The organism is Pectobacterium actinidiae, from assembly GCF_000803315.1.
Classification (GTDB): domain Bacteria; phylum Pseudomonadota; class Gammaproteobacteria; order Enterobacterales; family Enterobacteriaceae; genus Pectobacterium; species Pectobacterium actinidiae.
On the sequence record NZ_JRMH01000001.1, the window covers coordinates 3,739,268 to 3,761,332 of the forward strand.

Sequence of the window (22,065 nt, forward strand, 5' to 3'; positions counted from 1 at the left end):
GCCTATACGGCAGTGAACTAATGCACGGTCCATACGACTCGGATTCGGCCTTTCTAAGCTGCCTATACGGCAGTGAACAGTATGAGCCAACAGCAGTCCCAGCCTTCACATTTCTAAGCTGCCTATACGGCAGTGAACGATCTGACGGTTACGCTGTACGTGAACAATCTTTTCTAAGCTGCCTATACGGCAGTGAACCGCCACGTTGACGTGATGCCGGAATCTATCCCTTTCTAAGCTGCCTATACGGCAGTGAACCCCTCACTGAACAGACTGAGCCTTGCGTTCGCTTTCTAAGCTGCCTATACGGCAGTGAACAACGCGCACAGCGAATTCGCGGCCTTCTTCCATTTCTAAGCTGCCTATACGGCAGTGAACTTCTGGTAGAGGATGATGAGCGGATTATTCCATTTCTAAGCTGCCTATACGGCAGTGAACCTGGCAACGCCTTTTCGCGCTGTAAATGTGTTTTTCTAAGCTGCCTATACGGCAGTGAACGCCATTGCCCGAGCCATATCCGCATCGTCATATTTCTAAGCTGCCTATACGGCAGTGAACTCATCCGTGATACCCGTTCATCAATTATCACCTTTCTAAGCTGCCTATACGGCAGTGAACATTTTCATGCTGCACCATCCTTACCGGACAACTTTTCTAAGCTGCCTATACGGCAGTGAACGGTTTGATCGAATCACCCGCATGATGCATTACTTTCTAAGCTGCCTATACGGCAGTGAACGCAGTCGCTGCCGTGTCGAAAGACAACTGTGGTTTCTAAGCTGCCTATACGGCAGTGAACACTGTCTGCTGTGTAGTTACGACGCAGTACCGTTTCTAAGCTGCCTATACGGCAGTGAACCGCATCATCGAACTCGAGTCAATTCTGTTGGTTTTCTAAGCTGCCTATACGGCAGTGAACAGCGAGCTTGTTACCGTGGTCATCACGGTGCTTTTCTAAGCTGCCTATACGGCAGTGAACTTTCCTGCTATGAGTTGATTTATTAGCTGATTTTTCTAAGCTGCCTATACGGCAGTGAACCTTCGGTTGCCGTCCCGATGGCGAAAATGTTTTTTCTAAGCTGCCTATACGGCAGTGAACATGCGGCGTAGAGCGGCGTGATCTGATACTCATTTCTAAGCTGCCTATACGGCAGTGAACCCTCGTTTCGTGCCGCGATAGCTTCTGGTGTTTTTCTAAGCTGCCTATACGGCAGTGAACCCTGAAAGTGCCTCGTTTCGTGCCGCGATGTTTTTCTAAGCTGCCTATACGGCAGTGAACATGGATGCACCAAAGTGGGTGAAATGGCTGTTCTTTCTAAGCTGCCTATACGGCAGTGAACTAATTCGCGGGGTTGGCTGGCGGTGTTGGACTTTTCTAAGCTGCCTATACGGCAGTGAACCTGGTCATGCAATATCACCCGGTCGGCAGGATTTTCTAAGCTGCCTATACGGCAGTGAACTTTTTCGCCTTTAGCGCGTTGTATGCGCTGGTTTTCTAAGCTGCCTATACGGCAGTGAACGCGGTACTGCTAACCCGCAGGATGCGCGAGTGTTTCTAAGCTGCCTATACGGCAGTGAACAATTGCCTAAGCAGATTTACCAGGCTCCACGCTTTCTAAGCTGCCTATACGGCAGTGAACTGTCCCGAATAGCTGGAGTTACACCTCAGGCGTTTCTAAGCTGCCTATACGGCAGTGAACGTAAAATTGGCCGTATCGCTGACCGGCAGATATTTCTAAGCTGCCTATACGGCAGTGAACATAGCTAATGAGAAACCGATCACCAAATTGTCTTTCTAAGCTGCCTATACGGCAGTGAACCAGGCCAGAAAGTTGCGAGCGCTGGGATATAATTTCTAAGCTGCCTATACGGCAGTGAACTTGAGCGCCGTTCCCGCATCGCTGAACGTGCGCTTTCTAAGCTGCCTATACGGCAGTGAACAATGAACGCGGCCGGGAAGTCGCGATTGTTAGTTTCTAAGCTGCCTATACGGCAGTGAACTGTAGCCCGCTCACTCTAACGATTTGTTTTATTAGCAGCAATTGCCGTTTTCGCCGCAAAAACCCTTTTTTTCAGCTCAGCTGTAACTTATTGATTTTTAATCCTGTGAAATAGGCCAAATAAAAAGGGTCTGCGTCTGGGTAATATTTTTTGCAGCCACCATTTTCCCAGAATATTTGTGATAGTCTGATTTTCGTTAGTTTTCTGAGGATTATATTTCTTCTTATCAAATAGTTAGCCTGCGATTTATTCGCTGGTATCACAGCTATTATCGATTGCGGCAGAAAATACATTATGGATAACACCTTTAGCCCTTCGGACTTAAAAACCATTCTGCATTCCAAACGCGCCAATGTTTATTACCTCCAGCATTGCCGCATTCTCGTTAACGGTGGCCGTGTCGAATATGTCACGGAAGAAGGAAACCAGTCTCTGTACTGGAATATCCCCATCGCCAATACCAGCGTTGTGATGCTGGGGACCGGCACCTCCGTCACGCAGGCGGCGATGCGGGAGTTCGCCAGAGCCGGTGTCATGGTCGGCTTTTGTGGCGGCGGCGGTACACCGCTGTTTGCGGCCAACGAGGCGGAAGTGGCGGTATCCTGGCTATCGCCGCAGAGCGAATATCGACCAACCGAGTATTTGCAGGACTGGGTCAGTTTTTGGTTCGATGATGAGAAAAGGCTGGCCGCCGCCATTGCTTTCCAACAGGTGCGGATAATGCAAATTCGTCAGCACTGGCTGGGCTCGCGCCTATCCCGCGAATCCCGCTTTACCTTTAAGGCCGACCATCTTCAGGCGCTTCTTGATCGCTATGAAAAAGGGCTAGCCTACTGCCAAACCAGCAATGACGTGCTGGTGCAGGAAGCGATGATGACCAAAGCCCTATACAAACTGGCCGCCACTGCCGTGAGCTATGGCGACTTTACCCGCGCCAAACGAGGCGGCGGCACCGATCTGGCTAACCGCTTTCTCGATCACGGTAATTATCTGGCTTACGGGCTGGCCGCCGTCTCGACGTGGGTGCTGGGTCTACCCCACGGGTTAGCCGTGTTGCATGGTAAAACTCGCCGTGGCGGACTGGTATTCGACGTTGCCGATTTAATTAAAGATGCACTTGTGCTGCCGCAGGCATTTATTGCCGCAATGGAAGGCGAAGATGAGCAAGAATTTCGTCAGCGCTGCCTGACCGCATTTCAACAATCCGAGGCGCTGGATGTGATGATCGGCAGCTTACAGGATGTCGCTAGCACGCTGAGTCGGGTGGGTCGATGAACATTCTGCTGATTTCAGAATGCAATAAGCGCGCGCTGGTTGAAACCCGCCGGATACTGGATCAGTTTGCCGAACGCAAGGGCGAGCGCACGTGGCAAACCGCTATTACGCAGGAAGGGTTGAACACGCTACGCAAGCTGCTGCGCAAAACGGCACGTCGCAATACGGCCGTCGCCTGTCACTGGGTTCGTAGTGCGAATCATACGGAACTGCTGTGGATCGTCGGTAATTTACGGCGTTTTAATGCACAGGGGAGCGTACCGACCAACACCACCAGCCGCGATATTCTGCGCGCGCAAGATGAAAACCCGTGGCACAGCGCCGAGGTGTTTAGCCTGCTTGCGGCCATTGCTGGGTTATTTCACGATGTCGGTAAGGCCAATGCGCTATTTCAGGCGGGGTTGAGCAGCACAGGTCCACGCAGCCAACCGTATCGGCATGAATGGGTGTCGCTGCGGCTGTTTCAGGCATTCGTAGGGGAGCAAGATGACAAAGGCTGGCTAACCGCGCTCAGTAGCATCACTTCGGAAGCCGAAGTCGATTTGCTCGCCAGCCTAAAGCAAGATACGCCAGCAGTTAACGACACGCCATTTCTGACCCTGCCGCCGCTAGCGCAAGTTATCGCCTGGCTGATTGTGTCGCACCATCGGCTGCCGGTGTTTAACGTCCCTAAAACACCCGACCCAAACAGCAACGCGCCAGATTTGGGACATTCGGATACCTGGTTGACCGAACACCTTTCCCCACGCTGGAACGCGCTTAACCATCGCAAGACTGATGTCACACCGTCCGATCTTGAGCGAAACTGGCAGTTTCCGCATGGCACACCGCTACGCAGCAGCGTCTGGCGTGAGAAGGCGCGCAAGTTTGCGGGTCGAGCGCTAAAACTCCCCTCGTTCATGCATTTCGCTCAGTTAGATCAACGGTTGACCGTGCATCTGGCGCGTCTCGCACTCATGCTGGCTGACCACCACTATTCGGCTGGTGCGGCAACGGTTGGCTGGCAGGACATGGCTTATTCCGTCTGGGCTAACACCGATCGTAAAACGAGGGAATATAAACAGAAGCTGGACGAGCACTGCGTCGGCGTCGGGCAAAACGCGCTGCTTCTAGGGCGCAGCCTGCCACACCTGCGCGACACGCTACCCGCGATTACTCGCCACAAAGGATTCCGTCAACGCAGCACGCACCCGCGCTTTCGCTGGCAGGATCGCGCATTCGATCTCGCCGGTTCCATTCGTGAATCCAGCAAGCAGCATGGGTTTTTCGGCGTCAATATGGCCTCTACAGGCCGGGGGAAAACCTTCGCCAACGCCCGAATTATGTATGGCTTGTCGGACGAATCACTCGGCTGTCGTTTCTCTGTCGCGCTGGGGTTGCGCACGCTGACGCTACAAACGGGTGATGCACTACGGCAGCGCTTAACGCTGGATGAAGACGACTTAGCGGTGCTGATTGGCTCACAGGCCGTGCAAGATCTCCATGAAATGCAGTTGGAAAATGAAGCGCGCCAGCAGAACACGCCGCAGACGGGTAGTGAATCCGCCGATCCGCTGTTCTCTGAACATCAGTATGTTCGTTACGATGGCTCGCTGGACGATGGCAGGTTAAAGACGTGGCTGGAACGTAGCCCCACCCTGCATCAATTATTGAGTGCACCAGTGCTGATCACCACCATCGATCACCTGATGCCCGCAACGGAAAGTCTGCGCGGCGGCCACCAAATTGCCCCGATGCTACGGCTATTGACCTCCGATCTGGTGCTAGATGAACCGGATGATTTTGGGCTGGAAGATCTTCCCGCGCTCTGCCGACTGGTGAACTGGGCAGGAATGCTGGGATCGCGTGTTCTACTTTCCTCGGCCACGTTGCCACCCGCGTTAATTCGCGCGTTGTTCGGTGCCTATCTTGATGGCCGTGCTGCCTGGCAACAGGCTTACGGCACACCGAATACGCCGCTTAACGTGTGCTGCGGCTGGTTTGATGAATTTGATTGTCAGCATGAGCAGTACGGCGACGTGAAAGGCTTTATGACCCAGCATGATGCGTTCGTTCAGCAGCGGCTGAAGAATCTGACCAAAGAGGAGCTTCCGCTCCGGCTGGCTTCTATTGTGCCCGTCAGTAGCCCCAGTAAAAATAAAGATGATGTTCATCTGGCCGTCGCGCAGGCGATCCACCCACTGCTGCGCGATTTACACTTACAGCACCATCAGAAACACAAGAACGGCAAAGCCGTTTCCCTGGGGCTGGTCAGAATGGCGAATATCAATCCGCTGGTTGCCGTCGCCCATCAGCTACTTGCTATGCCCTCGCCGCAGGACACCTGTATTCATTACTGCATTTATCACAGCCAACACCCACTGGCGATGCGTTCCTATATTGAGCAGCGGCTCGATGCCGCACTGATACGTCACGACGCCGATACGCTGTGGCAGGTGGCGGAGATTCGTCAGGCGATAGAAAACGCGCCGCAACAGCATCATATCTTCGTCGTATTAGCGACCTCGGTCGCCGAAGTCGGTAGAGACCATGATTACGATTGGGCGATTGTCGAACCCAGCTCAATGCGTTCGTTTATTCAGCTTGCCGGACGAATATTACGTCATCGGCAGGATGAACAACATGTGCCTAAAACGCCGAATATCACCCTACTTAGCCACAATATTCGTGCGCTGAGAGATAAAGACGTCGCGTACTGTAAACCTGGGTTTGAATCTGACGATGAGCCGCTAACCACACATGATCTTCGTCAGCTATTGCAGGAGGAGGACTACCGTCATCTCAACGCCGCACCGCGCATTGTGCAACCGGCGCCTCTCAACAAGCCGTTTTCACTGGTGGCGTTAGAACATGCTGTTTTAGGAAAAACGCTGCTTGGCCTCAAAAATCAAAAGCTCGATGACCTGAAACGCCCACCCGCTGCGTTTTGGTGGCGCGCACATCCGCACTGGAACGGTGAATTACAGCGGCGCACGCCGTTTCGTCAATCGACAAAAGATGAACCGTACATCCTGTGGATCGCCGCCGACGACGACGATGCCGTTTTCATGATACCGGACGACGGCCCCAGCAAGTGGAAGCAAAGCGATGTGATCCGCCCCACGTCACTGCACATGGCAGAAGGGGTTTGTGCATGGGTCGATCCCGACTACCACGCCTTATACCAGCGACTGGCGGACGAGAAACAGTGGGAACTCAAACGGGTTAGCGAACGCTTCGGCGAAATTCGCCTACGGGAAGACGAGGAAAAAGACTGGCTTTGGCACCCGCTGTTAGGGGTGTTTGCACTGTGACAAAAATAACAACAGGAGGAGGAATGGAAGAAAACAGGCTGACACAGTTCATCGTGTCCTACGTGAATAATCGAAAGCAGGCCAAGCTGGATGCGATCGATAAAGAGGCAGAGAAGAAACGCGTGACGCTCAGCGGTGAAGCATTAGCCACTGAGGAATTGGAGCAGGCCGAGAAGCGGCGAGAGATCGAGAAAAAACATGAGGTTCGCGCTTGGTTAACCGATGCCGCCAGCCGTGCTGGACAAATCAGCCTGGTCACTCACGCGTTGAAATTTACCCACAGCGATGCCAAAGGCAGCAGCATCTTTAGCGCAGAAACGGTAGCTGACGCCAAAACGCTTTCGACCGCAACACTGGCATAGCCCGCCATAGACGCAGTCGGCAACGCGGCTGCCCTTGATGTCGCCAAGTTGCTACAGACCGAACACAAAGGTAATTCGCTGGTCGCCGCCTTACAGCGCGGCGACCACAGTGCATTAGAAGCGCTGGCAGAAAGCCCAGAACAGCTCGCACAGTGGCTGGCAGGCTTTCAGCAGGTCTTTACCAATCGTCAGCCCAGTTCGCATAAGCTAGCCAAGCAGATCTATTTCCCAACAGAAAACGGTGAATACCATCTGTTAAGCCCGCTTTACTCTTCTTCACTCGCCCATGCGCTCTATCAGCGGATTAATGCCGTGCGCTTTGGTGATGAAGCCAAAGCGATTCGTCAGGCGCAAAAAGCGAATCAGTGGCACGATCAACTCTCCATCAGCTACCCCTATCTGGCAGTACAGAATATGGGGGGCACCAAGCCACAAAATATTTCCTCACTCAATAGCAGCCGTAGCGGCCGTTCCTATTTGCTCAGCAGTGCCCCACCGCAGTGGAACAGCATTGAAAAACCACCACAGCAGCATGACTCTATTTTCCGTCCACGCGGCGAGGTCGACTATCACACCCGAGCGACCTTAGCGCAGATGCAGCGCTTTCTGCTTAGCGTCAAAGAGGTGGAAAACAATCGCGACATTCGCCAACAGCGCCTGCGTTATCTCGATCAGTTGATCGATCAGCTCTTCTTTTATGTCACCAGTGTGCAAAATCTGCCTTCCGGCTGGAGCGCAGAATCTGAACTGAAACGCGCCCAGCAGCTATGGCTCGATCCCTATCGTGCAGAAGAAGATACGGTTTTCCGCCGCGAGCGTGAAGCGGGTGACTGGCAAAAAGCCGTAGCCTACGATTTTGGCCGCTGGCTGAACCGCCGACTCAAGCATGAAGCGTTGATCTTCGGCGAAGTCGAACGCCGCGAATGGTCTAGCGCTGCGCTATTCAAGCGCCGGATGCGTGAAATGGAAAGCGCACTGAAAGAGGATCTGGCATGAGCACGCTGATTATTCTGCATCGTATCAAGGTCGAAAACGCCAATGCCATTGCCGGGCTGACCTACGGATTCCCCGCTATTACACACTTTCTTGGTTTTACCCATGCGCTGTCGCGTAAATTACAGGCCAGCCACGGGTTGACGCTGGAAGGCTGCGGTGTGGTGAGCCATCAACATCAGCTACACGCCTACGGTTCTAGCTGGGAACGGAGTTTCGCTCTGACTCGCAACCCATTGACCAAAGAGGCGAAAACCGCTGCCTTCAATGAAGAAGGCCGTATGCACATGACCGTTTCGCTGCTAATCCGCTGCGAGGGACAGATTCCGGCGGATACCACGGCATTGCGTGATTTCCTCACCCAGCAGGCACAGTGCCAGCGGCTGGCGGGCGGCACGATTGTCGATATCGAGCGCGTCACCATTCAGTCATTACCCAGCGACGCAGCGGAAACCCGTAAAGTTATGCGCCGTTTGTTACCTGGCTTTGTACTCAAAGATCGCACATCGCTACTGCATGACCATTTCCAGACGCTACAGCAGGATAATCCGCACGCGGAACTGATCGATGCCTGGCTGGATTTCGCCGCGTTAAAAATGCGGGCAGAGCGTGATCCCAATGGGAGCAATGTACAGTGGCAATACCAGCCCAAACCCGGTGGTGGCGGCTTCCTGATCCCGCTAATGATCGGCTATCGCGCCATTTCGCCGCTTTATGCACCCGGTGAAGTCGATAAAACCCGCGATCCGCACACGCCATTCTGTTTTGCTGAAGCCACCTACGGCATCGGGGAATGGCAAGGCGCACACCGTATCAGCGATATCCGCCACATCCTCTGGGAGTACGACTATCAGAACGGCGATTATCACTGCCGCCAATTAGCGGATACCGATTCAACAGCAGAAGACACTTCCTACGAATTCGATGACTAAAAAGGACGACATCATGGCAAAAGCACCAACAAGTTTAAAAACTGCATCGGTACTGGCTTTTGAACGCAAGCTGGCGAATTCGGATGCGGTAATGTACGCAGGCAACTGGGCGCAGCAGGATAACTGGACACCGATTGCCATTCAGGAGAAATCGGTGCGCGGGACGATCTCCAACCGCCTGAAAAATGCCCTCACCAGCGACCCAGCCAAACTGGATGCAGAAATCCAGAAAGCCAACCTGCAAACCGTAGACGTTGCCGCCCTTCCCTTCGGAGCCGATACCCTGAAAGTCGTGTTTACCCTGCGGGTACTCGGTAATCTGGCGCAGCCCTCGGTCTGTAACGATCAGAATTATCAAACCGCGCTGGGTAACATCATTACCGGCTACGCTCAGGATCAAGGTTTTGGCACACTGGCGGCACGCTATGCGGAGAACATCGCTAACGGTCGTTTTCTGTGGCGCAACCGCGTCGGGGCGGAAGCCATTCGCGTGGTGGTTACCACGGGCGAGCTGCGTTGGGAATTTAACGGTGAAGACTATTCGCTGCGCCAATTCAGCCAGCCAACGGGTGACCTTGCCGCACTGGCACAGGCGATTGAGCAAGGGCTGGCGGGTGACACCTCGGCACTTTTCACCGTGGAAGCCTACGTACAGCTCGGCAACGGGCAGGAAGTCTTCCCTTCTCAGGAACTGGTGCTCGATGAAAAAGCGCGTAACGGCAAGAGCAAGATTCTCTATCAGGTGAATGACGTCGCCGCCATTCACTCGCAGAAAATCGGTAACGCGCTACGCACCGTTGATGACTGGTTTCCCGCCGCCGATGAAGCTGGCCCGATTGCCGTCGAGCCTTACGGTTCCGTGACCAGCCGGGGTAAAGCCTACCGCCAGCCCAAAGATAAAATGGATTTTTACACGCTGCTGGATAACTGGGTGATTAAAGGCGATGTTCCTGCACTGGAGCAGCAGCACTATGTGATCGCCACGCTGATTCGCGGCGGTGTGTTTGGTGAAAAAGGCGAATAAGGTGGCGGTATGGATCACTACATTGATATTCGCGTCCAGCCCGATCCAGAGTTCACTGCCTCGCAGCTCTTGAACGCGCTGTTTGCCAAACTGCACCGGGCGCTCGGACAGGTAGCGGATGGCAAGATTGGGATCAGCTTTCCCCAAGTGGGTAAAACGCTGGGGGAATGTCTGCGGCTGCACGGTACAAAAGAGGCGCTCTCTACGCTGGAGCAAACGGCCTGGCTGAAAGGATTGCGGGATTACACGCAGGTTTCTGAGTGTAAAGCCATCCCTGACGGCGTGAAATTTCGCACCGTACGCCGCGTTCAGCTCAAGAGTAGCGCCGAACGGTTACGCCGACGCTCAGTCAGCAAAGGCTGGTTGACGGAAGCGGAAGCCGCAGCACGAATTCCCGATGCGGTGGAAAAACGCAGCGCACTGCCGTTTGTGCAAATCAAAAGCTTGTCCAACGGGCAAATGTTTTTCGTGTTTGTGGAACATGGCCCGCTACAGGATACCCCTGTCGCTGGCCGCTTCTCTTCCTACGGTTTAAGCGCAGAAGCCACCGTTCCGTGGTTCTAACCCTTTTTTAGCGGCCAACTGCAAGCTATTGATTTTTAATTGCTGTTGGTCGCCCTAATAAAAAAGGGTTTTTCGCCAAAAAAGTCATATTCTCTTTAACAATCTGGTGGTTAGCGTAAAACCTTAACGGTTCACTGCCGCATAGGCAGCTTAGAAAAGATGAAGCAACTATCGAACGCCGAAGATGGCGTTCACTGCCGCATAGGCAGCTTAGAAAGTCGTCAAAATCTCAATACGATTGGCGATGCTGTTCACTGCCGCATAGGCAGCTTAGAAAAAAATTGCCGATCGCAGCCTGAACAGCACGCCGTTCACTGCCGCATAGGCAGCTTAGAAATTGCCGTTTAACTTTTTGATGAGCAAACCGGCGTTCACTGCCGCATAGGCAGCTTAGAAAAGCTCGCCCGTTTTGGGGTTAAAGAACACGGCGTTCACTGCCGCATAGGCAGCTTAGAAATGCTGGTTTCTCTTGGGCTGGAAACTGATGCTGTTCACTGCCGCATAGGCAGCTTAGAAAGTTATAGCAGTATTGATGCCCGTAGGCCGAAAGTTCACTGCCGCATAGGCAGCTTAGAAAAACATCTATCCGTGAGATAGCGAAACACGATAGTTCACTGCCGCATAGGCAGCTTAGAAAAGCGTAAAGCACGCGTCTATCCACCGACATCAGTTCACTGCCGCATAGGCAGCTTAGAAAGATTAGTTGCGCCAAACGCTGACCTGACGCCACGTTCACTGCCGCATAGGCAGCTTAGAAACTTGTCGCGATTCTTCCAGTAGCTTACGGCCAGTTCACTGCCGCATAGGCAGCTTAGAAATCATGCAGCAGGATGGCGTCATGATCCATTGCGTTCACTGCCGCATAGGCAGCTTAGAAAAGAACGAGGAAATAGTCTTGTTCCAGATTGTCGTTCACTGCCGCATAGGCAGCTTAGAAAAAGATGCCGTTACGACCACGGCGGTTGATTTCGTTCACTGCCGCATAGGCAGCTTAGAAATCATCATCAGTCTTGGCGTTAGCCAGACCGTAGTTCACTGCCGCATAGGCAGCTTAGAAAAACAAGTAGCAGCAGGCGGAACAACGGCAACTGTTCACTGCCGCATAGGCAGCTTAGAAAACAGGTGATGGTGTTATCTTCGAACACCAGGTGTTCACTGCCGCATAGGCAGCTTAGAAAACTGACATGCGGAATTACAACGAATACTCCAGGTTCACTGCCGCATAGGCAGCTTAGAAAACAGACGACACAGACGCATCGGGCAACGTAACGTTCACTACCGCATAGGCAGCTTAGAAAGTACCGTGCCGTTCCTGGTCGAGCTGGCCAACGTTCACTGCCGCATAGGCAGCTTAGAAAACAGCGCCACCAGTTCGCTTAACTTGCGATGCGTTCACTGCCGCATAGGCAGCTTAGAAACTAAAACGTGGGGAGGCTCATCACGCAGGGCTGTTCACTGCCGCATAGGCAGCTTAGAAAGTGGCCGAGGCCGCAGAGTGGAACGGCAAGGCGTTCACTGCCGCATAGGCAGCTTAGAAACACGCGCCTTGATTCAACGCTGCTTTTTGTGGGGTCACTGCCGTATAGGTAGCTTAGAAAATGACTGATAATGCGTTGGCTGTGGTATGGGGGTTAACTGCCGCACAGGCAGCTAGATGCTTATCAGAATGCGTCGCTGACGCGACGCATTTCGTGGCGTTATTCCCCGTTGAGCGTGACAACCAGCGAGCGACTGCCGCCGTGGTTGCGATGCTCGCACAGGTAGATGCCCTGCCAGGTGCCGATGTTCAGGCGTCCGTTGGTGATGGGGATCGTCAGGCTGTTTCCCAGCAGGCTGCCTTTCAGGTGTGCCGGCATGTCGTCACTCCCCTCATAAGTATGACGGTAATACGGTTCATCCTCCGGCACTAAGCGATTAAAGAAGCTCTCGAAATCCTGCCGTACCGTAGGGTCAGCATTCTCATTAATCGTTAGCGCCGCCGAGGTATGTTTGATGAACACCTGCATCAACCCGACGTTTATCTGGCGCAGTGCAGTAACCTGCACCAATATTTCATCGGTCACCAGATGAAAGCCTCTGGCTTTTGGCTTCAGGCGGATTTCATACTGCGTCCACATCGTCGGCTTCCCTTTATCAGGCTTCACGCGCCAGAATAGGTCGCAGGAAGCGCGCGGTATGGGACTGTTCGCACTCAGCCACCTTTTCCGGCGTGCCGGAAACCAGAATTTCTCCGCCGCCGCTGCCGCCTTCCGGCCCTAAGTCGACAATCCAGTCCGCCGTTTTAATCACATCCAGATTGTGTTCAATCACCACGATGGTATTGCCCTGATCGCGCAACTGATGCAGAACGGTAAGAAGCTGCTGAATATCGGCAAAGTGCAGGCCGGTTGTCGGTTCGTCGAGAATATACAGCGTCTGCCCGGTGCCACGTTTCGACAGCTCGCGTGATAGTTTCACACGCTGCGCCTCCCCGCCGGATAGCGTGGTGGCAGACTGCCCAAGGCGAATGTAGGACAGGCCGACGTCAATCAGCGTTTGCAGTTTCCGCGCCAGCGCCGGAATGGCATCAAAGAACTCTCGCGCCTCTTCGATGGTCATATCCAGCACTTCATGGATGCCTTTGCCTTTGTATTGAATCTCCAACGTTTCGCGGTTATAGCGCTTGCCTTTGCACTGGTCACACGGCACATAGACATCCGGCAGGAAGTGCATTTCGACCTTAATCACGCCGTCGCCCTGACAGGCTTCGCAGCGCCCACCGCGCACGTTAAAGCTGAAACGGCCAGGATTGTAGCCACGGGTACGGGCTTCCGGCACGCCAGCAAACAGTTCACGAATCGGCGTGAAAATGCCGGTATAGGTTGCGGGGTTGGAGCGCGGCGTACGACCGATCGGGCTTTGATCGATATCGATCACCTTATCGAAATGTTCCAGTCCCTGAATCTCGCGGTGCGCGGCAGGCTCTGCCAGCGTTGCACCGTTCAGTTGGCGCTGCGCCAGTGGGAACAAGGTATCGTTGATAAGGGTCGATTTACCCGATCCCGATACCCCAGTGATGCAGGTAAACAGCCCAACCGGCAGCGTCAGCGTGACGTCTTTCAGGTTATTGCCCTTCGCGCCAATTAGCTTGAGCACTTTGGTCGGATCCGCTGGCACACGCTGCTTCGGAATTTCAATCTTGCGTTTGCCGCTGAGGAACTGCCCCGTCAGAGAATCCGGCACCGCCATGATCTCTTCCATTGTTCCTTCTGCGACAATCTGCCCGCCGTGCACGCCCGCACCAGGACCGATATCAATCACATGGTCAGCGGCGCGAATCGCATCTTCATCGTGTTCCACCACAATGACGGTATTGCCCAGATTACGCAGGTGAATCAGGGTTTCCAGCAGGCGCTCGTTATCGCGCTGATGTAGGCCGATGGACGGCTCATCTAGTACGTACATCACGCCGACCAGCCCAGCACCGATCTGGCTCGCCAGACGAATACGCTGCGCTTCGCCGCCGGACAGCGTTTCCGCCGAACGGGAGAGCGACAAATAGTTCAGCCCGACATTCACCAAAAACTTCAGTCGATCGCCAATCTCTTTCAGCACTTTCTCGGCGATTTGGGCGCGTTGCCCGCTGAGCTTCATATTCTGGAAGAACGTCATCGCATGGCCGATGCTCATATCGGAAATCTGCGGCAGCGTCGTCTGTTGAACGAATACGTTACGCGCTTCTTCGCGCAGGCGCGTTCCGCCGCAGCTGGCGCAGGAACGGTTACTGATGAATTTCGCCAGCTCTTCGCGCACCGCCGTGGATTCCGTTTCTTTATAGCGGCGCTCCATGTTGTGCAGTACGCCTTCAAACGGATGGCGACGTACCGAGGTGTCGCCGCGGTCGTTGATGTATTTGAATTCGACGTTCTCTTTACCGGAGCCGTACAGGATCACTTTCTGAACCGCTGCGCTCAGGCTGTCAAACGGCGCATCGACGTCAAATTTGTAGTGCTCCGCCAGTGAGCGCAGCATCTGAAAATAGTAGAAGTTGCGGCGATCCCAGCCTCGAATTGCGCCGCCAGCCAGCGACAGCTCGGCATTTTGCACCACACGGGACGGATCGAAGAACTGCTGCACGCCCAGACCATCACAGCTTGGGCAGGCGCCCGCCGGGTTATTGAACGAGAACATACGCGGTTCCAGTTCGTGCATACTGTAGCCACACACCGGACAGGCAAAGTTCGCGGAGAACAGCAGTTCAGGCTGCGTCGGATCGTCCATATCCGCCACCACCACGCTACCACCAGACAGATCCAGCGCGGTTTCAAACGACTCTGCCAGCCGCTGCGCCAAATCCTCGCGCACTTTAAACCGATCAACGACGACTTCAATGGTGTGCTTTTTCTGTAATTCCAGCTTCGGTGGATCGGACAGATCGCAGACTTCGCCGTCAATACGGGCGCGGATATAGCCCTGTGAAGCCAGGTTTTCCAGCGTCTTACTGTGTTCGCCTTTGCGATCTTTCACAATCGGTGCCAGCAGCATCAGGCGTTTGCCTTCCGGCTGTGCCAGCACGTTGTCCACCATTTGGCTGACCGTTTGCGCATCCAGCGGCACATCGTGCTCTGGGCAACGCGGTTCACCCACGCGTGCAAACAGCAAACGCAGGTAGTCATGAATTTCGGTAATCGTCCCGACCGTAGAACGCGGGTTGTGCGAGGTGGATTTCTGTTCGATAGAGATGGCGGGCGATAGCCCTTCTATATGATCGACATCCGGTTTTTCCATCAGCGACAAAAACTGACGGGCGTAGGCGGAGAGTGATTCCACATAGCGCCGCTGCCCTTCGGCATACAGCGTGTCAAACGCCAGCGATGACTTACCCGAACCAGACAGACCGGTGATGACGATCAACTTGTCACGAGGGATTATCAGATTGATATTCTTGAGATTATGGGTACGAGCACCACGAACTTCGATCTTATCCATTCACACACTTCCCGGAATAAAAACGGTTTGTCATCGCCTCTCGAACGGAGAGAACCGGTACGAAACGAGCAATTATGGCACAAAAAAAACTGAATGGATATCCAGTATTAAACCCGTTTACTTTGCAAACGCTGCAAATCTTACTTTCATTTCTGAAGCCATTTCGCAGGTATGATACAAATGTGTATCATGATAAAATTGATCGTTTAGACTTACATAAATTGATTCATCAGGAGACGAGCATGGCCAGCAGAGGCGTTAATAAAGTGATTCTTGTCGGGAATCTGGGTCAAGACCCGGAAGTCCGCTATATGCCGAATGGTGGTGCAGTTGCCAACATCACGCTGGCTACGTCGGAAAGCTGGCGTGACAAGCAAACCGGTGAGCAGAAAGAGAAGACCGAATGGCACCGCGTGGTGCTGTTCGGCAAACTGGCAGAAGTCGCGGGCGAATACCTGCGCAAAGGCTCTCAGGTTTACATCGAAGGCGCACTGCAAACCCGTAAATGGGCCGATCAGTCTGGCGTAGAGCGTTACACCACCGAAGTGGTTGTTAACGTCGGCGGCACGATGCAGATGTTAGGTGGACGCCAGGGTGGCGGCGCACCAGCAGGCGGTAACGCAGGTGGCGGTCAGCAACAAGGTGGCTGGGGTCAACCTCAACAGCCTCAGGGCGGCAACCAGTTCAGCGGCGGCGCGCAATCTCAGCCGCGCCCAGCTCAGAACAGCGCGCCTGCACAGAGCAACGAACCGCCAATGGATTTCGACGACGACATTCCGTTTTAAGTGTGCTCTTTTTAGCATTCTTAACTAAAAATTATAAACCCTGCTCCGGCGGGGTTTTTCATGCTCTGCGGTATGGATATCGATTTTTGAACGGCATGGCTTGATGACATGCCGACATCCTTGTCGCGAACCCCGCTCCCTTGAAGTTCAACCTGCATCAATACGTCTCTCAACACTGTTCTTATGAAACCGTTACTGGTCGGTCATGGTTCGATAATAGGCTTCCATTTCATCCAGTGCGGACTGATTTTCCAGCCCCCACTGGTACATCAGCTCAATAGGTTCAGCAAAGGTTCTGCCAAGTGGTGTCAGGCGATAATCAACCTTGGGGGGGATCACGTCATACACATGTCGAGCAATCAGCCCGCGCTGCTCCAGCTCTTTCAGCGTCTGAAACAGCATTTTCTTGGAAATCCCCTGCAAGCTACGCTGTAATTCGCCAGTCCGTGCGCGTTCATCTGGCCAGTGATAAAGCGCGTGCAGCACCATCGTGCTCCATTTAACAGAAAAAAGATCCATCAGGCGGCGCGGCGGTGAATCCGCATAAAAAAAGAGTTTACCGTCAATCCAGGCTGGCATGCATTCCCTCTCTGTTTATGGTCACCAAATGGTGACTACTATCAATATTGAACCGTGTTAACTATAGTCTGCCGCCTTGGGTTAACTAAAACCAGTTCATTTCTGAGGAACGATGAAAATCAATGCATTCGTCGCATATGACGCGACAAAACCGTTAACGTCTGGTCAGGTCTCGCTACGCCCGCTGCAAAAACAAGATGTCAAAATAGAGATCCTCTACTGCGGCGTGTGCCACTCCGACCTACACATGGCACGTAACGAATGGGCGGTCAGCCGATATCCACTGGTGCCTGGGCACGAAATAGTCGGGCGTGTCGTAGAAGCTGGAGACGAGGTCACCCACTTTAAATTGGGTGATATTGTCGGTGTGGGTGTGATGGTCGACTCTTGCCGTGAGTGTCATTTCTGTCAGCAACACGAAGAGCAATACTGTGAAGCGGGATTTACGGCGACCTACAACGGCTTGGATAAATATACTGGCGACAGTACTTGGGGCGGCTATGCGCAGAGCGTGATTGTCGATCAACATTTCGTGGTTTCTGTACCGCCAAGCCTGCCACTTGCGGGCGTCGCACCGCTGCTGTGTGCGGGCGTGACGGTGTGGTCGCCGCTACGCCATTTCAACGTCAAAGCAGGCGATCGTATTGGTGTAGTAGGGTTGGGCGGATTAGGGCATATGGCCGTGAAGCTGGCCAGTGCGATGGGGGCGGATGTGACACTGTTTACTACGTCGCCACAGAAGGGAGAGGATGCCCGTCGTTTGGGGGCAAAACACGTGGTGGTATCGAGCGATGCCGCGCAAATGGCCGCGTGCCAGACCTCGCTGGATATGATTATTGACTGCGTGGCGGCACCGCACAATTTGGATCCTTATCTGGCAACGCTAAAAACCAATGGTCGTCTGGTACTGGTAGGCATTCCAGACCAACCACACGACGCGCCGAATATTACGCCCATGGTCTTCCGACGTTTAAGTATCAGTGGTTCATCGATTGGCAGCATTCAGGAAACGCAGGAGATGCTGGATTTCTGCGGTGAGCACAATATCACCGCCGATATTGAAATGATCTGTGGCGAGGATATCGAGAATGCCTTTGCCCGAATGCTCAACGGTGAGGTTAAGTACCGCTTTGTGATCGATATGCAGTCTACTCGCTGGTAACCGAGGCAACTGTCCGCGGGCGGCTGGTGAATCAAACGCCTTCACCAGCCTTATTCGAAATAGATTGGGTCGTCGATGATCAACTCGCCACATTGCTGGAGATCTGGCTCTTTCTGTGGTTATCCCTGACAATTGGAGCCCCACTTTATCGCCCATGTATGGTAAATTAGTCATCATCTTCGCATAATGGAAAAAGTATGGTTTCCCTTAAGGATGTTGCGCAGTTAGCGGGGGTATCAATGATGACGGTTTCACGCGTCATCAACCATCCCGATACCGTTCGCCCCGAAACCAGAAAACGCGTTATGCAGGCGGTACAAGCGCTTAACTATATTCCCGATCATTCCGCACGAAAAATACGCACCCAGCGCAACAGCGCATCGACGATTGCGATTCTGGCGCGAGATACCGCGACGACACCTTTCTCCGTCGAAATTTTATTGGCAATAGAACAAACCGCTCGGGAAAAAGGCTGGAATAGCTTTCTTATTAATATCTTTTCAGAACAAGACAGCGAGCGGGCGGTACGGCAGCTTTTAGCACAGCGGCCAGACGGCATTATCTATACCACCATGGGGCTACGCCATGTCACATTGCCAGATGTGCTTAAAGGGGAAAATGTTATTTTAGCGAACTGTCAGTCAGACGATACATCGCTTCCCGCCTACATCCCCAACAATTTTGACGCCCAGTATCAGGCAACACGCTATCTTATTGATCGTGGTTACCAAAAACCGCTCTGCTTTTGGCTCCCTGACACAGAAGCGGCAAGCCGCGATCGGCGTGAAGGATTTGAACATGCCTGGCAACGCGCGGGGCGTGCCTTATCAGACGCTTCCCAACACCATATGATGCTGGGGGACGAGCACTACACCGATTTGGCTGATTTATTGGCGACCAAATTACCCGATAATCATCCTGATTTTGATGTCCTCATCTGCGGTAATGACCGGATCGCCTTTATTGCTTATCAGGTCTTACTCGCACGCGGGATCGCAATTCCTGAACAGGTCGCGGTATTGGGGTTTGATAATCAGGTGGGCATGGGAAATTTGTTCCTCCCACCTCTTTCGACCATTCAGTTGCCTCACGATGAGATTGGTCGTCAGGCAACGCTTCACATTATTGAAAATCGTGAGAACATGGGTTGTCAGCAGCTCCCTTGCCCTCTCTTGATCCGTTCATCCACATAATATGGCTATCGTAAGACTCGCTTTGACGTTTGGCGAAGACGCATGGTTAGCCCAATCACCGAGTCTTCGCGCATAACCGCACTGCCCCTCTTAATAGACGATCGGTTGCAATAGAAGTAGAAGGCTATTCCAGATGCCAAAGCGAGCCACCAAGCATAACCGCTTCCCCTTGACTGGAATAAAGCGTCAATGCACGCTGCTCCGGCTGCGGATAAATCCGGCTCGTCATACAGGCTTCTCCATCGTTCACGAATACTTCCACCGAAGAACAATCGATAAACACCCGAATTTTTACCTGTTCACACTGCGGTAACGCAATGCTCCGATAGCCATCTATTCCTTCATGTAGATAGCGACGCCATAACACCAGCCGCTTAGCCTGATTATCCACATACAGTTGCAGCCCCTCCCCTAACCTGACGCCATAGTGCTCTGCCTGACTACGTGCCGTGTCCCAACAGATTTCCAGTTCAACCGCGTCTGCACAGGGCGCAATGAGGTAGGCATCCGTTACTGTCGCTGGCTCAATATGTTGCTGCTGCTGACGCAAACTGTCCAGTTCACGAACCGGCCGCTGATATAGCTTTCCGTGACATTCAATGAGTTCACGCGGCAAGGTAAACGATCCGGCCCACCCTTCCTGTTTGGACGGCATCGGCGACTCCCACATGTCCATCCACCCTAAAATGACACGTCTGCCGTCCGCCGTTAAAAACGACTGTGGCGCATAAAAATCGTGCCCATGATCCAGTTCTTCGAAGGCCCCCATCCGTTTAAACACGGTTTCAGGCTGCCAGTGTCCTCGCAAGACGCCACTTTGAAAGCGATTGCGATAGGCATAGCCTTCTGCTTTCATTCCCTGAGGAGAAAACATGAGGTAGCGGTGTTCACCTAATGGAAAAAAGTCCGGGCACTCCCACATATACCCTTCTTGTGCGTCGGCATGGGCCAGTACCCGTTCAAAACGCCATTCCGACAACGACACGCCGCGATACAGTAACACTTGCCCCGTATCATTCTTGTCACGCGCGCCCACAACCATCCACCAGCAACCGTCCTCATGCCAGACTTTCGGATCGCGAAAATGCATAATGCCTGCTGGCGGCGTCAGAATAACGCCCCGTTTTTCAAAATGGATGCCATCATGGCTGATCGCCAAACATTGCACTTCACGGATCGCACTATCGTCTCCTTCTCCTGATAACCAGACATGCCCGGTGTAAATCAGCGATAGCACGTCCCCATCATCTACCGCGCTACCAGAGAAGCAACCATCCAGGTCATATTCATCTCCAGGTGCCAATGCGATAGGTTCGTGCTGCCAATGCACCATATCCGGGCTTGTCGCGTGCCCCCAATGCATCGGTCCCCAATCTTCACTCATGGGATGATGTTGATAGAAAGCGTGGTAGAGGCCATTGAAATAGATCAATCCATTGGGGTCGTTCATCCACCCCGCTGGCGGAGCTAAATGGTAATGTGGATAAAACGTATTACCGCACTGCGCCAATAACGTGTCCCGTGCAGATTCTGCCTTTAATAAACGTGATTTCATCATTTCACCGTGGTGCTGTATTCATATTTTGAGAAGCGGATTCATCATTCTCCGCGCGAAGCAATACGCCAGACACCAGTGTCAGAATGAAGACGGCAACCGCCAGTATCATATAGGTGTCAGCAAAGCCCAATGCGTCATAGCCATATCCCACAATCGGGGAAAGAATCGCAGCGCAAAATGAAGTAACAAACTGAAATCCAACCAGATAGAGCGTGGCCGAAAGGCGTTTGTCGAACTGTGAGGTAATGTATTTGAACATGGCGATGAGCAGGATCGGCAGCTCAACGGCATGGAGTAATTTTAACAGCGAGATCGTGAGCGTATCTTCCGCCAGCCCCGAACCGAATATCCTCAACGTCATGATGAGGCCGCTTAACAACAGGCCACGTTTGGCACCGATACGGTTAACCAGAAAAGGCGCTAAAAACATGCCCCCGGCTTCCAAAAAGACCTGAAACGAATTGAGGAATCCGAACATTTCGTTGCCGCGAGCGGGGTCGCTAAACAGCGAAGCAAAATAGACGGGGAATTGTTGGTCGTAAACGTTATAGACGCTCACCCCGCAGACAAACACCACCAGAGACCAGAAACGCGGCAAGCGCAGCAGCCCGATGGCATCCGCTATCGTCAACGCATTGCTCTTACCATATTCCAGTTCTCCCATCGCATGCGGCTTAATATCATTCAGGCTCCATAGCAGCAGTAAGAACACGCTGGCTGATACACAGGCCATCCAAAAATTCAGGTTAGGATCGATGTTAAATAACATACCAGCGAAGAACGTCGCCCCCGCCCAGCCCAGCGATCCCCACATACGGGCTTTCCCATACTCAAACCCTGTAATGCGACTGACACGTTCGGTATAAGATTCCAGTACCCCAATCCCAGCGAAAAATGTGGCGCCGACATAGACGCCAACGCTGAACGCCCCCAGAAACATATTCCAACGTAAAAGCGGTGTTCCAACAAAAATAAACCAAGGGCCACTCAGTAACAGCAGTCCGCCAATGACCCACAGCAGGTTTTTGCGCAACCCTAGCTTATCCTGAATAAAGCCATAAATAGGCTGAGCGAAAAAGGCGGTAAGGCTGATGATTGAGAAAATGATCCCCGTATCGGCTCCCCGCAGGCCAACCTTCTGATTAAGCCAAAGCGAGATAAGCGAAAAGGCTGAAGACCATGTCCAAAAGAAGGCAAATAGCAACCCACTTAATTTTAAGTAATTTTGTCTGGCAGAGTGTGCCGGTGTATGCGCGTATTTATTCATGTTGGTTTATTCCGCAAGAAGTTCAGCGATATTGTTAACGTTAACAATTTATCATTTAAATAATTCTTATCGCGATTTGAGATGATAATCACAAATGTTAACGTTAACT

General features: G+C 52.9%; 13 protein-coding genes, 1 pseudogene and 2 CRISPR repeat arrays (1 of these 16 running past the window's edge). Of the genes and pseudogenes, 9 read left to right on the plus strand and 5 right to left on the minus strand.

Annotated features, from left to right (window positions below):
• A CRISPR array of direct repeats spans nt 1-2,001; the repeat unit is 28 nt; unit sequence TTTCTAAGCTGCCTATACGGCAGTGAAC; it begins 130 nt to the left of the window's first position.
• Between the two features lie 294 nt (nt 2,002-2,295).
• The 6 genes and pseudogenes from cas1f to cas6f all read left to right on the plus strand — a co-directional run bounded on the left by cas1f (nt 2,296) and on the right by cas6f (nt 10,444).
• Nucleotides 2,296-3,276: a type I-F CRISPR-associated endonuclease Cas1f gene (gene cas1f / locus KKH3_RS16140; protein WP_039361441.1), complete on the plus strand. Its 981-nt coding sequence runs from the start codon at nt 2,296-2,298 to the stop codon at nt 3,274-3,276.
• Complete coding sequence (gene cas3f / locus KKH3_RS16145) at nt 3,273-6,569, plus strand: type I-F CRISPR-associated helicase Cas3f (RefSeq protein WP_039361443.1); 3,297 nt, start codon at nt 3,273-3,275, stop codon at nt 6,567-6,569. The genes cas1f and cas3f overlap by 4 nt, the downstream gene beginning before the upstream one ends.
• Nucleotides 6,570-6,592: 23 nt before the next feature.
• Nucleotides 6,593-7,927: pseudogene (gene csy1, locus KKH3_RS16150) on the plus strand (type I-F CRISPR-associated protein Csy1).
• On the plus strand, nt 7,924-8,856 hold the full coding sequence (csy2, locus tag KKH3_RS16155; protein WP_039361445.1) for a type I-F CRISPR-associated protein Csy2: 933 nt from the start codon (nt 7,924-7,926) through the stop codon (nt 8,854-8,856). The pseudogene csy1 and the gene csy2 overlap by 4 nt, the downstream one beginning before the upstream one ends.
• Before the next feature lie 13 nt (nt 8,857-8,869).
• Complete coding sequence (gene csy3, locus KKH3_RS16160) at nt 8,870-9,880, plus strand: type I-F CRISPR-associated protein Csy3 (protein WP_039361447.1); 1,011 nt, start codon at nt 8,870-8,872, stop codon at nt 9,878-9,880.
• A 9-nt stretch (nt 9,881-9,889) separates the two neighbouring features.
• Entirely contained in the window at nt 9,890-10,444 is a 555-nt protein-coding gene (gene cas6f, locus KKH3_RS16165; RefSeq protein WP_039361449.1) for a type I-F CRISPR-associated endoribonuclease Cas6/Csy4, read from the plus strand.
• Nucleotides 10,445-10,573: 129 nt separating this feature from the next.
• Nucleotides 10,574-12,042: a CRISPR direct-repeat array (repeat unit 28 nt; unit sequence GTTCACTGCCGCATAGGCAGCTTAGAAA).
• Between the two features lie 99 nt (nt 12,043-12,141).
• Here cas6f and KKH3_RS16170 read toward each other — a convergent pair.
• Nucleotides 12,142-12,561: a secondary thiamine-phosphate synthase enzyme YjbQ gene (locus KKH3_RS16170; RefSeq protein WP_039361451.1), complete on the minus strand. Its 420-nt coding sequence runs from the start codon at nt 12,559-12,561 to the stop codon at nt 12,142-12,144.
• Between the two features lie 16 nt (nt 12,562-12,577).
• Nucleotides 12,578-15,412, minus strand: a complete 2,835-nt coding sequence (gene uvrA, locus KKH3_RS16175) for an excinuclease ABC subunit UvrA (RefSeq protein ID WP_039361453.1) — start codon at nt 15,410-15,412, stop codon at nt 12,578-12,580.
• A 242-nt stretch (nt 15,413-15,654) separates the two neighbouring features.
• Between uvrA and ssb1 the strand changes: the two genes are divergently transcribed.
• Nucleotides 15,655-16,197, plus strand: coding sequence for a single-stranded DNA-binding protein SSB1 (gene ssb1, locus KKH3_RS16180; protein WP_039362532.1), 543 nt, complete (start codon nt 15,655-15,657; stop codon nt 16,195-16,197).
• 192 nt (nt 16,198-16,389) lie between these two features.
• Here ssb1 and KKH3_RS16185 read toward each other — a convergent pair whose 3' ends face one another.
• Nucleotides 16,390-16,776, minus strand: coding sequence for a winged helix-turn-helix transcriptional regulator (locus KKH3_RS16185; protein ID WP_039361455.1), 387 nt, complete (start codon nt 16,774-16,776; stop codon nt 16,390-16,392).
• Nucleotides 16,777-16,888: 112 nt separating this feature from the next.
• Here KKH3_RS16185 and KKH3_RS16190 point away from each other — a divergent pair, with 112 nt between their 5' ends.
• Nucleotides 16,889-17,938 (plus strand): NAD(P)-dependent alcohol dehydrogenase, encoded by a 1,050-nt coding sequence (locus KKH3_RS16190; RefSeq protein ID WP_039361456.1) that lies wholly within the window; start codon nt 16,889-16,891, stop codon nt 17,936-17,938.
• Between the two features lie 197 nt (nt 17,939-18,135).
• Nucleotides 18,136-19,131, plus strand: a complete 996-nt coding sequence (locus KKH3_RS16195) for a LacI family DNA-binding transcriptional regulator (RefSeq protein ID WP_039361458.1) — start codon at nt 18,136-18,138, stop codon at nt 19,129-19,131.
• A 124-nt stretch (nt 19,132-19,255) separates the two neighbouring features.
• Here the strand turns inward: KKH3_RS16195 and KKH3_RS16200 are convergent, their stop codons facing one another.
• Both KKH3_RS16200 and KKH3_RS16205 read right to left on the minus strand, forming a co-directional pair.
• Complete coding sequence (locus tag KKH3_RS16200; protein ID WP_139338637.1) at nt 19,256-20,689, minus strand: glycoside hydrolase family 32 protein; 1,434 nt, start codon at nt 20,687-20,689, stop codon at nt 19,256-19,258.
• A 1-nt stretch (nt 20,690) separates the two neighbouring features.
• Nucleotides 20,691-21,956 carry an MFS transporter gene (locus tag KKH3_RS16205; RefSeq protein WP_039361459.1) on the minus strand — a complete coding sequence of 422 codons (1,266 nt, stop codon included), beginning with the start codon at nt 21,954-21,956 and terminating at the stop codon, nt 20,691-20,693.
• Nucleotides 21,957-22,065: the final 109 nt, after the last annotated feature.

What these genes read in the sequence shown, in the direction of transcription:
- uvrA (WP_039361453.1), bottom strand. Translation starts at nt 15,412, where the DNA reads ATGGATAAGATCGAAGTTCGTGGTGCTCGTACCCATAATCTCAAGAAT.
- cas6f (WP_039361449.1), top strand. Translation starts at nt 9,890, where the DNA reads ATGGATCACTACATTGATATTCGCGTCCAGCCCGATCCAGAGTTCACT.
- cas1f (WP_039361441.1), top strand. Translation starts at nt 2,296, where the DNA reads ATGGATAACACCTTTAGCCCTTCGGACTTAAAAACCATTCTGCATTCC.
- KKH3_RS16205 (WP_039361459.1), bottom strand. Translation starts at nt 21,956, where the DNA reads ATGAATAAATACGCGCATACACCGGCACACTCTGCCAGACAAAATTAC.
- csy3 (WP_039361447.1), top strand. Translation starts at nt 8,870, where the DNA reads ATGGCAAAAGCACCAACAAGTTTAAAAACTGCATCGGTACTGGCTTTT.
- csy2 (WP_039361445.1), top strand. Translation starts at nt 7,924, where the DNA reads ATGAGCACGCTGATTATTCTGCATCGTATCAAGGTCGAAAACGCCAAT.
- KKH3_RS16170 (WP_039361451.1), bottom strand. Translation starts at nt 12,561, where the DNA reads ATGTGGACGCAGTATGAAATCCGCCTGAAGCCAAAAGCCAGAGGCTTT.
- KKH3_RS16185 (WP_039361455.1), bottom strand. Translation starts at nt 16,776, where the DNA reads ATGCCAGCCTGGATTGACGGTAAACTCTTTTTTTATGCGGATTCACCG.
- KKH3_RS16200 (WP_139338637.1), bottom strand. Translation starts at nt 20,689, where the DNA reads ATGATGAAATCACGTTTATTAAAGGCAGAATCTGCACGGGACACGTTA.
- cas3f (WP_039361443.1), top strand. Translation starts at nt 3,273, where the DNA reads ATGAACATTCTGCTGATTTCAGAATGCAATAAGCGCGCGCTGGTTGAA.
- ssb1 (WP_039362532.1), top strand. Translation starts at nt 15,655, where the DNA reads ATGGCCAGCAGAGGCGTTAATAAAGTGATTCTTGTCGGGAATCTGGGT.
- KKH3_RS16190 (WP_039361456.1), top strand. Translation starts at nt 16,889, where the DNA reads ATGAAAATCAATGCATTCGTCGCATATGACGCGACAAAACCGTTAACG.
- KKH3_RS16195 (WP_039361458.1), top strand. Translation starts at nt 18,136, where the DNA reads ATGGTTTCCCTTAAGGATGTTGCGCAGTTAGCGGGGGTATCAATGATG.